Source organism: Planococcus plakortidis, from assembly GCF_001687605.2.
Lineage (GTDB): Bacteria > Bacillota > Bacilli > Bacillales_A > Planococcaceae > Planococcus > Planococcus plakortidis.
This window is the reverse complement of sequence record NZ_CP016539.2, coordinates 2724338-2738830: the sequence shown is the minus strand read 5'-3', so window position 1 is coordinate 2738830 and position 14493 is coordinate 2724338. Positions and strand designations below refer to the sequence as shown.

Below are 14493 nucleotides of genomic sequence, written 5' to 3'. Positions count from 1 at the left end.
GAGGTAGTTTCTATGAAAAAATACGGTTCTCGCTATTTAGCTGCAGGTGCAGCCATGACCCTTCTACTTGCTGGATGCGGCGGCGGAGATTCAGCCGGCGGCGGTTCGGAAGGCGAAACGATCACACTTCGTGCAGCCACGGGCTTAAGCGCGCAACACGCCTGGTGGGAAGCTTCGATGGTTCCGTGGATGGAACGTGTCGAGGAATTGACGGATGGACAGGTGCAATTCGAAACCTTCACTGGCGGGGAATTGGTGTCTGTGCCGGATGAAGGCGACGCCCTTCAAAGCGGGACGGTCGACGTCGCTTTGGTCTTGCCGATCTATCAGCCGGACCAATTCCCGATGGCTGAAGTGACGATGCTGCCGCTCAATCATTCCGATACCTTGATCGCTTCAAATGCCTGGAAAAAGCTTTTGGAGAGTGAGGAGGAACTGGCGGACGGCCAAACGTATACCGAGATGCAATTCGGCGACTTTAAAGTGTTCCCGGTCTCGACGACACAGGAATATTCGATTTCCACAACGGGGCATGAATTCAATTCCGTCAGCGATGTCGAAGGCACTTCCCTTCGCACGCCTTCCCGCATCCACGAAATGTATGCCGCGAAAACCGGCATCAATAGTGTGACGATGCCGGCGGTCGAAATCTATGACGCCCTCAGCCGCGGCACGTTCGAAGGCGCATTCTACAGCATCGCGGACTGGACAGGATACGGTTTCCAGGACTTGTTCCGCTATACGGTCACGGGCATCAACTTCGGCCATTTCAACGCCTTCATCGGCATGAGCCAAAGCCGTTGGGATGAGCTGCCAGAAAATGTCCAGGAAGCGATGACTCAGGCAAACGAAGATATTTTTGAAGCCGGTGCACAGGAATGGATGGACCGCGCTGAAGCGATCATCCCGGAAAATGAAGAAAACGGCGGCAAGTTCGTCGACTTCAGTGAATTGGACCAGGAAGTGCAGGACCACTTTAACACCGGGATTGAAGACACGTGGACCGACTACGCCCAGTTATTGGAAGATAACGGGCTGCCGGGCAACGAAGTGGTCAAAATGTGGAGAGATCTCTTGATTGAAGAAGGCGGGGAAGTGCCGGAAGCGGTCATGAATTTGGAATAAGCAAACAAGAAGAGGATAGCGCATGGAGGTGTCGCGTATCCTCTTTTTCCATAATGGAGGCAAGGAGGCCAGAGAATGGACAACTTACTGGTTATTGGCATCATCTTGGCCATGATGATCGTTTTGCTGCTGGCGGGGCTGTATATCCACTCCGTTTTATTGGCCAGCGGGATCATTGGGCTGATTCTTTTGGAAGGGTTCGGCATTCTGCCCGGTCTTCTCGGCAATGAACCGTTCAACCGCGTGGCCAGTTATACCTTGACGACTATCCCTTTGTTTGTGTTGATGGCACAATTCATCCTGCAATCAGGGCTCGTCCAGGACATCTTTTACATGGTTCATAAAGTGTCGAAAGGAAAGAACAGTTTGCTCGGCGTCCTGACCTTGATCATCGGCGGTCTGTTGGGGGCGGTTTCGGGATCCGGGACTGCCACTTCCGCATCGCTTGGCCAAGTGGCCATTCCGGAACTCCGCAAGCACGGCTATAGCGCGCCGCTTGCCGGAGCGGTGGCAGCTTCAGGCGGGTCGCTTTCCGGAATCATCCCGCCGAGCATCATCCTCATCCTTTACGGGGTCGCGACCGAAACGCCGGTGGGAAGTTTATTCGTCGGCGCCTTCATCCCTGGGATTTTGACGATGGTGGTGTTTATCGCTGTCATGCTCGTCTATTTCCAAATGGGCAAGAAAAAACAGCAGGCGGCGGAAGATGAAGTGATCCAGGAAGCGGCGGCGGAAGAAAAAGTGCCGGTCATTCGCTTGATCATCGCGAGCGTCATTGCCGTGGCGATCGTGTTCATCATCTTCGGGGGAATTTATACAGGCGTCTTCACGCCGACCGAAGCGGGTGCTGTCGGGGCGTTTGTCGGTTTGATTGCGGCATTTCTTTTGGGCAAGGTGAACTTTGCGTTTTTCAAGACCTCCTTGATCGAAACGGTCAAGCTGACAGGGATGGTCATGATCATCATGATCGGTGCCCAGATTTTCGGCCGCTTTGTTTCCTTGTCATTGCTGCCGCGGCGTTTGATTGAGTTGATCGAACCGATTATGGATACGCCGGTGCTCGTATTGATCGTCATTTCCATCGTATTGTTCATCATGTTCATGTTCATCGAAGGCGCAGCGGTCATCTTGATGTCGATTCCCGTCGTCCTGCCGATCATACAGGAGTTGCAAGTCGATATACTGTGGTTCGGCGTATTTGTCTCAGTCATCTGTACGATCGGTTTGATTACGCCGCCGGTCGGACTCAGCGTCTATGCAGTCGCAGGTGTCAGTGGCATCAGTTCCGGTTCGATTTTCCGTTTGACGACGGTCTTTGCTTTGGTAGCGATGGTGGTCGTGACAGGATTGATGATCGCATTCCCGGGCCTCGCCACTTGGCTGCCGAATTCAATGTAGGAAAAGGAGGGAAGCATGATGAAAGGTGTACGGAAAGCGTATCGGCTTTTTCACTACTTAAAGCTTATCGGCATTTGGATCAGCGGGATTGCCGTCGTGGCGATGATGTTGTTGATCGTCTACGACGTAGTGATGCGGACGCTGTTCTCGAACTCGATCCGGGGCGGCTTTGAAATCATCCAGAACTATATGATGCCATTGGTCGTTTTCCCGGGATTGGCTTATGTCTATTCTTCAGGCGTCTTGCCGAAGATGGATTTACTTCTTGATCGTTTCGGGGCAGGCATGCAAAAGGCGGTCATCCTGCTGATGATTTTGCTCGAACTCTTCGTCCTGGTGCTGATCGTCCAGTTCAGCTGGGCTTACGCAATGGATGGGCTCGAGCGGGAAATTGCGTTCCCGGCGGCAGGGACATTGTATCCGCTGTATCCGTTTTTCTTCTTGATCCCGATTGCTTTCGGGATGATCGTCATTGAAAACCTGTTTATCCTGATCCGGAACATCCTGGAGAAGAAACCGAGCTTGTTGATGGAAGAAGCGGAAGGGCCAGTGGAGGATCTCTAATAAAACAGCAAATGAGGGAGTGGAATGAATCTACGTGAACGAAAAGCAGCGAAGAAGCGGGAGGATATCCTTCGTTCAGCCAGTTTGGTCATTTCACGGCAGGGCTATCATAACGCAACGATGGAAGACATTGCCGCGGAATTATTGATGACAAAAGGTGCGCTCTATTATTACTTCAAGAACAAGGAAGAATTATTGTACCGCTGCCACGACTTGATCTTGACGGAAGCGAAAGAAAAGATGGAAGGGATCGTGCAGGCGGATGTGTCATCTGTTGAGAAAATGCGCATGGCCTTGCGCCACCACATCGAAGTGGCGATCCGTGAAAAGGAAGTGTTCAATTTGATCGTCAAACCGGAAACGACTTTCTCCGAGGACAATATCCCCGAAATCATCGAAAAACGCGATGAATACGCGGGGCTGTTTGACCGGATCATCGATGAAGGGGTCAAAAACGGGGAATTTGACGTGCCGGAGAAGAAAATGGCACGCATGATCATTTTGGGGGCGACCAACTGGATACAAGTATGGTATTCACCTGAAGGCAAGTACACGCCGGAAGATGTGGAAGAAATCTACACTGAGCAGCTATTGAAAATGCTGCGGAAGACATCCTGATTTAAAGGAATTGATGGAATGAGAAAAATTCACGTCATTACCCAGAAGGAAGCAGTGAGGGAAGAGCGGCTTACGGGATGTACAGCCGCAGTGATCGATGTGTTCCTAGCGACATCGACGATCATCTTCCTGCTGGACCGTAATTACGAGCCAGTGCATGCAGTCCTCGGAGGCGAGCAGGCGCTTGAATTGTCGAAGTTACAGGAGGCAGAGCATCTTCTGCTCGGCGAATCGAAAGGGGAAGGGCTCGAAGGCTTTGAGTACCCTGATCCATGCGCACTGGAACACACTGCGGAGCGGCAGGCGGCAATCATTTGTTCGACGAACGGCACGATCGCCATCGAAAAAGCAAAACAAGCAAAGCGATTATACATTTCTTCATTGGTGAATGGCCATCGTGTAGCGGAGCGCATCCATCAGGAAGAGGGCGGCTCATCGATCGTGCTCGTCTGCTCGGGAAACGACGACCGTTTCTCGATGGAAGATTTTATCGGTGCCGGGCAACTGGTCGAACATCTCGACACCCGGGGAGGCTACGAGCTATCGGATGCCGCGAAGCTTGCGCAAAAAGCATACCGCAGTTCTCTTGCGGAAGGCTTCAGCGAACTGCTGGACAGCGAAACGTCGGATTTGCTCAAGCGCTTTAATTTCCCCGAAGCGGCAGAGTTCGTCATCCGCCATCACGAAAAGCTGGATGTGGTGCCGGTCTATGAAGGCGGCATGATCATCAAGGAATGCGAACGGATGAGAAATAGTGAATAAAGGAGGAAGCCCATGGCAAATCATTGGGATTCGGTACATCTGGAAATAACTGATTCCATCGGCGTGGTCACCCTCGATCACCAGCCGCTCAATGTACTGAATGATGCGGTGCTGGAACAGCTGGAACAAGTGATTGACGCTCTCCAGGACACAGAAGTGAGGGCGGTCGTGCTGCGTTCGGCAAGCGCCAAGGCATTCGCTGCCGGCGCAGACATCAGCCAGTTTCCGGAACTGACGAAAATGAGCGGAATCGAATTGGTGGAAAAAGGAAAGAGGATTTTCGACAAGCTGACGGAAGGGAAAGCCCCTGTCATCTGCGCAGTCCACGGCTTGGCGCTTGGTGCCGGCCTGGAACTGGCACTTGCCTGCGACATACGCATTGCCGAACAAAACGCAAAAATGGGGCTGCCTGAAACGGGTCTTGGCATATTGCCGGGATATGGCGGAACACAGCGGCTTTCCCGTCTGGTCGGACCTGGAAAAGCTAAGGAACTCATCCTCTCGGGAGTCTGGCTCAACGGGCAGGAAGCATATGAAGCCCGGCTTGTAGAACGGGTGGTGCCGGAGGGGCAAGCGTTTGAAACAGCTTATGCGATGGCTGAAAAAATCGCTGCAAAAGGGCCGCTTGCAGTCGCTTTCGCAAAAGAAGCGATTGATGAAGGATATGATTTGCCGCTATCCGAAGCGCAATTTTTGGAAACGCGGATGTTTGCGAAGCTGGTCGGGACAGAGGACATGGATGAAGGGGTTCAAGCGTTCAATGAAAAACGCAAACCGAATTTCAACGGTAAATGATTAGGGGGATGGACATATGGAGCGGTTGGCAGTAATCGGCGCTGGCACAATGGGGAACGGAATCGCGCAAGTCGGCGCGGAAGGCGGCATGGACGTCATTTTATATGACCTCGATCCGGCAGGGCTTGAACGCGGAATGCAGCGCATCGACAAAACGCTGCGGCGAAATGTCGAGAAAGGGCGCATGGACGAAGAACAGCGGCAAGCGATCTGGGAGCGGATTCGCCCGAGTACGGATATCGATGATTTGAAAGAGATGGACATCGTCATCGAAGCGATCATCGAAAAACTCGAACCGAAAAAGGAATTATTCGCCAAGCTCGACCGCATCTGCAAAGCGGAGACGATCTTTGCGACGAATACCTCTGGGCTCAGCATTACAGAGATGGCCGCAAGCTCAGGGCGCAGCGCACAAGTCGTCGGGATGCATTTCTTCAATCCGGTGCCGATCATGAAACTGGTCGAAATCATCCGGGCTGAACAGACAAGCGACGAAACCTTTGAGCAGGCGCATGAAATCGCAGAGCGCTTCAACAAGACCGCGATTTCCGTGAAGGAAGCGCCATTGTTTGCGGTAAACCGGATCTTGACGCCGATGATCAACGAAGCGGTCTTTGTGTTGATGGAAGGCATCGCTTCAGCTGAAGATATCGATAAAGGCATGGAGCTCGGCGCGAACCACCCGATCGGCCCGCTGGCGTTAGCTGATTTGATCGGGCTCGACACCATGCTGTTCGTGGCCGAAACACTTTATGAGGAAACGAAAGACTCGAAATACAGGCCGGCGCCTTTGATGAAACAATATGTACGCGCGGGCAAGCTCGGCAGAAAGTCGGGAGAAGGATTCTTTAAATACGAATGACATGGAGGGCATCAATATGAGCGAGGCAACACCGAGAACGAAAAAAACACAGGAAGTCGATTGGAAAAAAGTCGAGCGTTTCCTGCGGAATGAAATCCCGGAGTTGCCGGAAGGCGAGATGGCAGTCCGGCAATTTTCCGAAGGTTATTCGAATCTCACATACCTGCTGCAGATCGGGGACTGGGAAGGCGTCTTGAGGCGCCCGCCATTTGGGGAGATCCCGCCCAAAGCGCACGATATGGAGCGTGAATTCAAGATGCTCGAAAAAGTGCATCCGGTCTTCCCGCTGGCACCTAAACCATACGTATATTGCGAGGATCCCGAAGTGATGGATAAGCATTTTTACGTCATGGAGAAAAAGCAGGGGCTCGTCATCGATGAAGAACTCCCCGAAGTTTACGGAAGCCCCGAACAAGCCGGGCCGGTCATTTCGAAAAATGTCATCTCGACATTGGTCCAGCTGCAGGCGATCGATTACAAAGAAGCCGGACTCGCCGATATGGGTAAACCGGAAGGATTCATGGAGCGCCAAGTGAAAGGCTGGATCAAACGCTACCATAATGCCAAAACCGATGAAATCGACGGGCTTGAAGAGTTGGAACAATGGCTCACGGCGAATATTCCCGTCAATGAAGAAACGACGATCGTCCATAATGACTTCAAATTGAACAATATGGTCATTGATGAAGAAAATCCGGGCCTGGCCACGGGCGTGCTCGACTGGGAATTGTCGACGATCGGTGATCCGCTGAGCGATGTCGGGTCGACTTTAGCTTATTGGGGGCAGGCGGAAGATGCGGATATCGGCATCAATATCATCTCGAGCCAGCCAGGCTTTTACAGCCGCAAGGAATTTGTGGAAGAGTATGCGAAACAAAGCGGGCGTGATATGTCGAACATCAACTATTACCTGGCGTTCGGGTTTTATAAATTGGCCGGGATTTTGCAGCAAATCTATTACCGCTGGAAAAATGGTGAAATCGAGGACGAACGTTTCCGCTATTTGAACAAGGCAGTTGCGAACCTGATCGATATGGCGAACCGGACACGCAGGGGCGAAGTGTTGTGACAATCGATGTCGTTTTTCTTGCTGCCTGGCGTGAAACAGGCTACCCGGAATGAGGAGGGAAAAGGATGGAAGAGGAATTTCATTATGTGCCGTTTCGCGTCGAAGCCGGCAAGATCCGGGAGTTCGCATTGGCACTCGGTTTAAAGAATCCGGTTTATTTCAGCACGGAAGCCGCAGTAAATGCGGGATATCGGGATATACCGGCACCGCCTACGTACACGACAGTCATCGATTTCTGGAATGAACGGGATTTCTATCAACTGTTCGCGACCTGGGGACTGGATCCGAATGATATTCTGCACGGTGAGCAAAGTTTCGAGTACGCACAGGACATCATCAGCGGGGATGTCATTTCAGCGACAGCCGTGCTGGTTGATCGATTCGATAAACAAGACAAGCGCTTTTACCAGATCGAAACGACATACCGCAATCAAGACAACGAAGTGGTCCGCATCGGGCGGTCAACTTTAATCGAAAGGCGGGAGCAGCATGGCACAGAAGTTGCCGGACATCCATAAACAAGCGCTCGCACCGATTGACATGGTGCGTTATTCAGGTGCTTCAGGCGATTTTAATGAAATCCATACGGTTCCGAAAGTCGCCCGCAGCAAAGGGTTGAAGGAGCCGATTGTCCATGGGATGTTGTTGATGGGATGGGCTGCAGATGCCATCGAAGAGTGGTTTCCTGAAAGGAAGCTGAAGAAATTCACCGTGCGCTTTGTCGGCATGGCGCACGCAGGTGAGGCATTTGTCATTGAAGGGATGCTGACGACGGGCAATGCTGGAGAGTTGCAGATCAAAGATGCTTCCGGCGCAGGCAAGCTCGTCGGGAGCTTTGAAATGGACTGATTATCTATTTAATTAACGGAATATTTTGCGAAATGAAAGGAGAGAATATAATTGGAGGAGTTTACATACCCAAGCTTCGATCTGACGGGGAAAAAAGCGCTCGTCACTGGAGGCAGCAAAGGCATCGGCCTGGCAATTGCATCCGGGCTCGCCCATGCAGGTGCGAAAGTGCTCATCACCGGGCGCGATGAAACCGTGCTTAAGGAAGTGGCGGATGAAATGAATAGCCGCGAAATGGATGTTTCCTGGAAATCGGCAGACGTGACTTCCAAACAAGCCGTCGCCGAGTTATTCGACTTCATCGACTCGGATTTCGGGGGAGTGGACATTCTCGTCAATAACGCCGGAATGAATATACGAAAGCCCTTGGTGGAAGTGGAGGAAGAAGACTGGGACAAAGTGCTCGGCACCAATCTAAAAGGCATCTTCCTGGTCGGCCAGCAAGCGGCGAAGCGGATGATCGGCCAGAAAAGCGGCTGCATCATCAATATTTCATCCATCATGGGGCAAGTCGGCAATCCGCTCCAGACGAGTTATGCGGCGAGTAAAGGCGGGATCAATCAATTGACGAAAGTATGGGCAGCGGAACTCGCGGAACATAACATCCGCGTCAACGCCTTGGCGCCCGCTTACATCAAGACGCCGATGACAGAACCGTTCCTGAAAGATCCGGAGCGGCTGGAAAAATTGGTCAGCAGGACCATGTTGAAGCGGATGGGCGAAGCGGGCGAGATGATCGGGCCGGCTTTATTCCTGGCTTCGGAAGCATCCAGCTATGTGACGGGGCAGATTCTTTATGTAGATGGCGGATGGACCGCCAATTAGGAAATGAGGGGGAAAGACGATGGCAAATGGAAAAAACAATGAGAGAGATCCAGTTTTAGAGAAACAGCAGAACAACCCGCTCGCCAAAGTAGCGAATGTGTTCGCCAAAATCGCCGAAAAATGGCTCCCGGATGCATTCGTATTCGCGGTGTTGCTGACGGCGATTGCATTCATTGCAGGGGTCTTCTTTACAGATTCAGGACCGATCGACATGATGCGCCACTGGGGAGACGGCATGTGGGGCCTTTTGACTTTTACAGCACAGATCATCACGACTTTCGTATTGAGTTATGCGCTGGCCTTGACGCCGACCGTTTCCAGGGCGCTTGAAAAGATTGCCGGCATTCCTAAAGGGCCGAATTCCGCCATTTTAATGGTGACCTTCACGGCACTTGGCGCATCTCTTATCAGCTGGGCTTTTGGCCTTGTCGTAGCGGGCATTATTGCGAAACTGGTCGCAAAGAAAGTGCACGACGTCGATTACCGTGTACTCGTAGCTGCGGGATATTCAGGATTTTTAATCTGGGAAGGCGGCTTGTCTTCTTCCCCGGCACTTTTTGTGGCGACCGCAGGGCATGTGTTTGAAGGGGATATTGGAATTGTGCCGATTTCGGAAACGCTGCTTTCTGCAGTGAATATTGCCATTGTGGTGATCCTGTTCTTCACACTTCCTTTCGTCATGCGCTTTATCCATCCGCGCAATCCGGAAGACCGCTATTTGGTGGATCCGGCGCGTTTGGAAGAGCCAGTTACAGAAGAGGCACCGCAAGATCATGAGGATTATCCGAATGACAAAATCGAGAAATCCCGCCTCATCCCATTGATCGGCGGATTCCTCGGCTTAAGCTATTTGATCAACCATTTCTACATGAATGGCTTCTCGCTCGATTTAAATACCGTCAACTTGATCTTCTTGACGGCTGCGCTTCTCATGTTCGCCAATGTCCGTGAACTGGCGGCAGGATTGTTGAAATCCGTCAGCAGTGTCGGCCAGTTCGTGCTGCAATACCCGTTCTATGCGGGAATCATGGGCATGCTCGGAGCGTCGGGGCTAGCTGTCATGATGTCGAATTTCTTCATTGATATTTCGAATGAAACGACATTGCCGCTGTTTACGTTCCTGTCTGCCGGAATTTTGAACATCTTCATCCCGTCAGGCGGCGGCCAATGGGCAGTCCAGGCACCGATCATGCTGCCGGCAGCGCTTGAAATGGGCGTCGATCCGGCGAAAATCGTCATGGCGGTAGCGTGGGGCGACAGCTGGACGAATATGATCCAGCCATTCTGGGCGATTCCGCTGCTAGCGATTGCCGGCTTGAAAATCCGCGACATCATGGGCTACACGATGATCGCTTTGATTTACGGTGGTTTGGTCATCGGAGCCTGCCTGCTGATTTTCTAGGAAAAGGGGCGTTCACATGAAAGCGATCATTGCAGAAACGACTGGCCCTCCTGAAGTGTTGAAGCTTCAGGAAGTGCCGAAACCGACAGCGAAAGACCATGAAGTGCTCATCAAAGTTAAAGCGGTCAGCGTCAATTTTGCCGATATTAAAGCACGCCTTGGCCAGTATCACGGTGTGGCTGCAAACGAGCCATTCACGCCGGGGCTGGATTGCGCGGGCATTGTAGAAGCAACCGGCAGCGCAGTCACCGGCTTATCTGCAGGTGACCGTGTGCGGGCATTCCCGGCTTCTGGGTCCTATGCGGAATATGTCGTCGCCTCTGACCAGCTTGTCTACAAGATTCCGGACAGCGTCTCCTTTGAGGAAGCGGCAGCGACTTTGACTGTCGGCATTACCGCCTATAATGTGTTGCACGAAGTCGCCCGGATACAGCCAGGTGAATCGGTTTTGATTCACGCAGCAGCCGGCGGCATCGGCACGACCGCGATCCAATTGGCGGAACTTGCCGGCATATCGGAAATCTACGGAACGGTCGGCAGTGAAGAGAAAATGAAAGTGGTGGAAGACCTTGGCGCGATTGCAGTCAATTACCGTGAGAATAACTTCGCGGAAGTGGTCGCTGAACTGACAGGCGGCAAAGGTGTGGACATTATCTTAGATACGATCGCCGGTGAAAACTTCGAGCGTAGCCTGGATATTCTGGCACCGTTCGGCCGTATTGTGTCATTTGGCCATGCCAATGAAGGCTCTGTTCCGGGCAATGTTAAAACAGACGAACTTCATTCAAGTTGCCGGGCGGTACTCGGGTACAGTACTGGCACTTACCGCAAGCAGCGTCCAGGATTTTTGAAGAATGCAGAAGCGGCCATCAGCGAACTGCTTGAACAGCGTCAATTGAACGTGTCGATCACCGGCCGCTATCCGCTTGAACAGGCAGCGCAAGCCCATGCACTTATGGAAAGCCGGAAAAGTACAGGGAAACTGGTATTGCTTCCTTAACAATAGAAGAAGACTCGTCATGGGTCTTCTTTTTCTGGTGATCCGCAAATTAAATTAAACAAAGCGTTGAATTTTAAATAGAAGGTAAAATATTTTTGCAAATCAACATACTGAGCGGTATGATGGAATGGAAAATTAAATTTTCTGACAAGTTAATTAAAAAATATGTAAGCCCTTTCAGTGGGCGCGAAAAGGAGAAATGAAGATGAAACATGTATATCTGGTAGATGGCGCGAGAACGGCGTTCGGGGCTTTTGGAGGGTCGTTTGCGAATACTGATGCGACGGAACTCGGAACAGCGACAGCAGTGGAAGCACTCAAAAGGTCGAAGGTCAAGGCAGAACATGTGGATCATGTCATTTACGGAAACGTCATCCAGTCGAATGTAAACGGGGCGTATCTTGCACGTCATATCGGATTGAATGCGGGCGTGCCCCAGGAAGTGCCTGCTCTGACATTGAACCGCCTTTGCGGGTCCGGTGCGCAGGCGGTCGTGTCCGCAGCACAGCATATCCTGCTGGGTGAAGCGGATATCGTTCTGGCGGGCGGCGCAGAGAATATGTCGATGTCGCCTTATGCGAATTTCACGCAGCGTTTCAGCAAAGCGAAGATGGGGCCGATGCAGTTTGAAGACATGCTTCTCGCGACATTGACCGATCAATACACGGGCAGCGGCATGGGCATGACGGCCGAGAAACTGGCGGAGCAATACGATATTTCCCGTGAAGCCCAGGATGAATTCGCGGTCGAATCAAACCAGCGGGCGGCTAAAGCCGCGACGGGCGGGCAGTTCGACGAAGAGATCGTCGGAGTCGAAGTGAAAACGCGCAAAGGCACAGTGGTGGTCGATAAAGACGAACATATTAAACCCGATGCCAATACGGAAGGCTTGTCGAAACTGCGCCCTTCTTTCAAGAAAGACGGCTCCGTGACAGCGGGCAATGCTTCCGGCATCAACGACGGCGCTGCGTCTCTTGTGGTGGCAGGGGAAGCTGCCGTCCAAAAGCATGGCTTATCGCCTGTGGCGCGCATCGTGTCATGGCATGTCGCCGGCGTCGACCCAACGATCATGGGCATCGGTCCGGTTCCGGCCATCCGGCGCGCGCTTGAAAAAGCGGAGCTGACAATCGATGATATCGATTTGGTTGAAGTGAATGAAGCGTTCGCTGCCCAGTATTTGGCAGTGGAAAAAGAACTTGGGCTCGATCGTTCGAAAGTGAACGTCAACGGCGGGGCAATTGCGCTTGGCCATCCGGTCGGCGCAAGCGGTGCGCGCATCTTGCTGTCGGCGGCTTACGAACTGAAACGCCGCGGCGGGAAATATGCAGTCGCGAGCCTTTGCATCGGCGGCGGACAGGGAATCGCGGTGGTGATCGAGCATGCCTAAATTGCCAGTTATCGTGGCGCCGATGTTTCTCGTCTCGACACCCAAAATGGTCATCGAGTCAGGGCGAGCCGGGGTCATCGGTTCATTCCCTCTATTGAATGCCCGTCCTGCTGAAGAATGTGCGAAATGGCTCATCGAAGTGAAAGAAGCGCTTGGCGATACTCCGTGGGCTGTCAACTTCATCAGCCACCGCGGCTCGAACAAGCGCTACGACGAAGATGTGGAATTGATCCGCGAGCACCAGCCGCCGATTGTCATCACCTCCCTCGGGTCGCCGGCGGAAGTGCTGGAAATCGTCCATGGATATGGGGGCCTCGTCTATTCCGATGTAGCAAACGTCAAGCATGCGAAAAAAGCGGCGCAAAGTGGCGTGGATGGGTTGATTCTTGTATGCGCAGGGGCTGGCGGGCATGGCGGCACACTCAATCCTTTCGCTTTCATTGGGGCGGTCAAGAAGTTCTTTGACGGCACGATCATCCTGTCGGGTTCTTTGTCCACAGGGCAGGACGTGGCGGCTGCTTTGTTGATGGGCGCGGATTATGCCTATATGGGCACGCGCTTTTTGGCGGTGGAGGAGAGCAGTGCGCCCGAAGACTACAAACAGATGGTCATTGATTCCTCCATCGAAGATATTTTATATACCGACTCGTTCAGCGGTGTCCCTGTGAATGTCCTCATCCCGAGCCTTGAAAAACAAGGCATCGACCCGAAAACCTTAAAGCCCAAAAAAGATATCGACCTATCCCATCTCGTCAACGCCAAGGCGTGGCGCGATATTTGGTCGGCCGGACATGGCGTAACGACGGTGACGAAGCGCGAGACCGTCAAAGAAGTCGTCAGCCAACTGGAGCGGGAATATGAAGAGGGAGTGAAGGCACTTGTACGAAACCATTAAAACCGAACTTTCGGACGGGATCTTGACATTGACCTTGAACCGCCCCGATAAAATGAATGCCTATACGGAACAAATGAACGAAGAATTATTGGATTTCTATCGCAAAGTGAATGATGACGATGAAGTGCGCGTCATCGTCGTGACCGGAGCAGGCCGGGCGTTTTGTGCCGGAATGGACTTGTCGGACGGCGGCTCGACTTTTGCTTCGGGGCAAAGTGCAGAAGAGTACCGGGACCTCGGCGGCCAGGTCAGCAACCAGGTCTATGAAGTGAACAAACCGATCATTGCCGCGATCAATGGCCCTGCGGTCGGCATCGGCATGACGATGACTTTGCCGATGGATATCCGAATCGTCAAGAAGGATGCGAAGATCGGCTTTGTCTTCGGACGCCGCGGCATCGGCCCGGAAGCATCATCCGGCTGGTTCTTGCCGCGCATTGTCGGCATCGGGAAAGCGCTCGAATGGACATTGACGGGCCGATATATCGCGACTTTGGAAGCGGTTGAAGCGGGGCTTATGCAATATGAATCGGAAGATCCCCTTGCGAAAGCGTATGAAATTGCACGGGATATCGTCGACAACACCGCAGCCACATCCAATAGCTTTACACGCCAATTATTATGGAAGATGCTCGGTGCGGATCATCCGCACGAATCGCATCTGGCGGAGTCGAAATTCCTCCATTGGGCAGGGAACAATGCCGATGCGGATGAAGGCATACAATCCTTTGTCGATAAACGCAAAGCGGAGTTTTCGATGAAAGCGAGCGAGCTTCCGGATTTCTTCGGCGGAAATAAATAATATGCCTTTCAGCCTCAAGGGAGCATCCACTGCTCTTCTGGGGCTTTTTTTGTGTATAAGAAAGCTGATGGAAATGTGGAGCATGTATGTTTACAAAATATACCCTATGGGGTATATTAAAATTAAGAAAACGAAAACAA

16 protein-coding genes are annotated in these 14493 nt (G+C 52.3%); all 16 read left to right on the top strand.

Annotation, left to right across the window (positions count from 1 at the left end; translation table 11 throughout):
- Positions 1-12: 12 nt before the first annotated feature.
- The 16 genes from dctP (at position 13) to BBI15_RS13610 (ending at position 14353) form a co-directional block, all read left to right on the top strand.
- The gene (gene dctP, locus BBI15_RS13685; protein WP_068870360.1) at positions 13-1125 is read left to right on the top strand and encodes a TRAP transporter substrate-binding protein DctP; all 1113 of its coding nucleotides are present in this window, start codon (positions 13-15) and stop codon (positions 1123-1125) included.
- Positions 1126-1200: 75 nt separating this feature from the next.
- The gene (locus BBI15_RS13680; RefSeq protein WP_068870359.1) at positions 1201-2523 is read left to right on the top strand and encodes a TRAP transporter large permease; all 1323 of its coding nucleotides are present in this window, start codon (positions 1201-1203) and stop codon (positions 2521-2523) included.
- A gap of 15 nt (positions 2524-2538) precedes the next feature.
- Positions 2539-3087 (top strand): TRAP transporter small permease, encoded by a 549-nt coding sequence (locus tag BBI15_RS13675; protein WP_084632906.1) that lies wholly within the window; start codon positions 2539-2541, stop codon positions 3085-3087.
- A 24-nt stretch (positions 3088-3111) separates the two neighbouring features.
- On the top strand, positions 3112-3705 hold the full coding sequence (locus tag BBI15_RS13670) for a TetR/AcrR family transcriptional regulator (protein ID WP_068870355.1): 594 nt from the start codon (positions 3112-3114) through the stop codon (positions 3703-3705).
- An 18-nt stretch (positions 3706-3723) separates the two neighbouring features.
- Positions 3724-4467: a 2-phosphosulfolactate phosphatase gene (locus BBI15_RS13665; protein WP_068870353.1), complete on the top strand. Its 744-nt coding sequence runs from the start codon at positions 3724-3726 to the stop codon at positions 4465-4467.
- A gap of 12 nt (positions 4468-4479) precedes the next feature.
- Positions 4480-5262: an enoyl-CoA hydratase/isomerase family protein gene (locus tag BBI15_RS13660; RefSeq protein WP_068870350.1), complete on the top strand. Its 783-nt coding sequence runs from the start codon at positions 4480-4482 to the stop codon at positions 5260-5262.
- A 16-nt stretch (positions 5263-5278) separates the two neighbouring features.
- On the top strand, positions 5279-6124 hold the full coding sequence (locus BBI15_RS13655; RefSeq protein ID WP_068870349.1) for a 3-hydroxybutyryl-CoA dehydrogenase: 846 nt from the start codon (positions 5279-5281) through the stop codon (positions 6122-6124).
- A gap of 16 nt (positions 6125-6140) precedes the next feature.
- A complete protein-coding gene (locus BBI15_RS13650) occupies positions 6141-7193 on the top strand; it encodes a phosphotransferase family protein (RefSeq protein WP_068870347.1) in 1053 nt (350 codons plus the stop codon).
- A gap of 65 nt (positions 7194-7258) precedes the next feature.
- Positions 7259-7711, top strand: a complete 453-nt coding sequence (locus tag BBI15_RS13645; protein ID WP_068870345.1) for an FAS1-like dehydratase domain-containing protein — start codon at positions 7259-7261, stop codon at positions 7709-7711.
- Positions 7683-8042: a MaoC/PaaZ C-terminal domain-containing protein gene (locus BBI15_RS13640; RefSeq protein ID WP_068870344.1), complete on the top strand. Its 360-nt coding sequence runs from the start codon at positions 7683-7685 to the stop codon at positions 8040-8042. The genes BBI15_RS13645 and BBI15_RS13640 overlap by 29 nt, the downstream gene beginning before the upstream one ends.
- 51 nt (positions 8043-8093) lie before the next feature.
- Positions 8094-8867: an SDR family NAD(P)-dependent oxidoreductase gene (locus BBI15_RS13635; RefSeq protein ID WP_068870342.1), complete on the top strand. Its 774-nt coding sequence runs from the start codon at positions 8094-8096 to the stop codon at positions 8865-8867.
- Between the two features lie 19 nt (positions 8868-8886).
- The gene (locus BBI15_RS13630) at positions 8887-10269 is read left to right on the top strand and encodes a short-chain fatty acid transporter (protein ID WP_084632904.1); all 1383 of its coding nucleotides are present in this window, start codon (positions 8887-8889) and stop codon (positions 10267-10269) included.
- A gap of 16 nt (positions 10270-10285) precedes the next feature.
- Positions 10286-11269: a quinone oxidoreductase family protein gene (locus tag BBI15_RS13625; protein ID WP_068870340.1), complete on the top strand. Its 984-nt coding sequence runs from the start codon at positions 10286-10288 to the stop codon at positions 11267-11269.
- Positions 11270-11474: 205 nt separating this feature from the next.
- On the top strand, positions 11475-12656 hold the full coding sequence (locus tag BBI15_RS13620) for an acetyl-CoA C-acetyltransferase (RefSeq protein WP_068870339.1): 1182 nt from the start codon (positions 11475-11477) through the stop codon (positions 12654-12656).
- Positions 12649-13551 carry an NAD(P)H-dependent flavin oxidoreductase gene (locus BBI15_RS13615; RefSeq protein WP_068870337.1) on the top strand — a complete coding sequence of 301 codons (903 nt, stop codon included), beginning with the start codon at positions 12649-12651 and terminating at the stop codon, positions 13549-13551. Before BBI15_RS13620 ends, BBI15_RS13615 begins: the two co-directional genes overlap by 8 nt.
- Entirely contained in the window at positions 13535-14353 is an 819-nt protein-coding gene (locus tag BBI15_RS13610; protein WP_068870336.1) for an enoyl-CoA hydratase-related protein, read from the top strand. Before BBI15_RS13615 ends, BBI15_RS13610 begins: the two co-directional genes overlap by 17 nt.
- Positions 14354-14493: the final 140 nt, after the last annotated feature.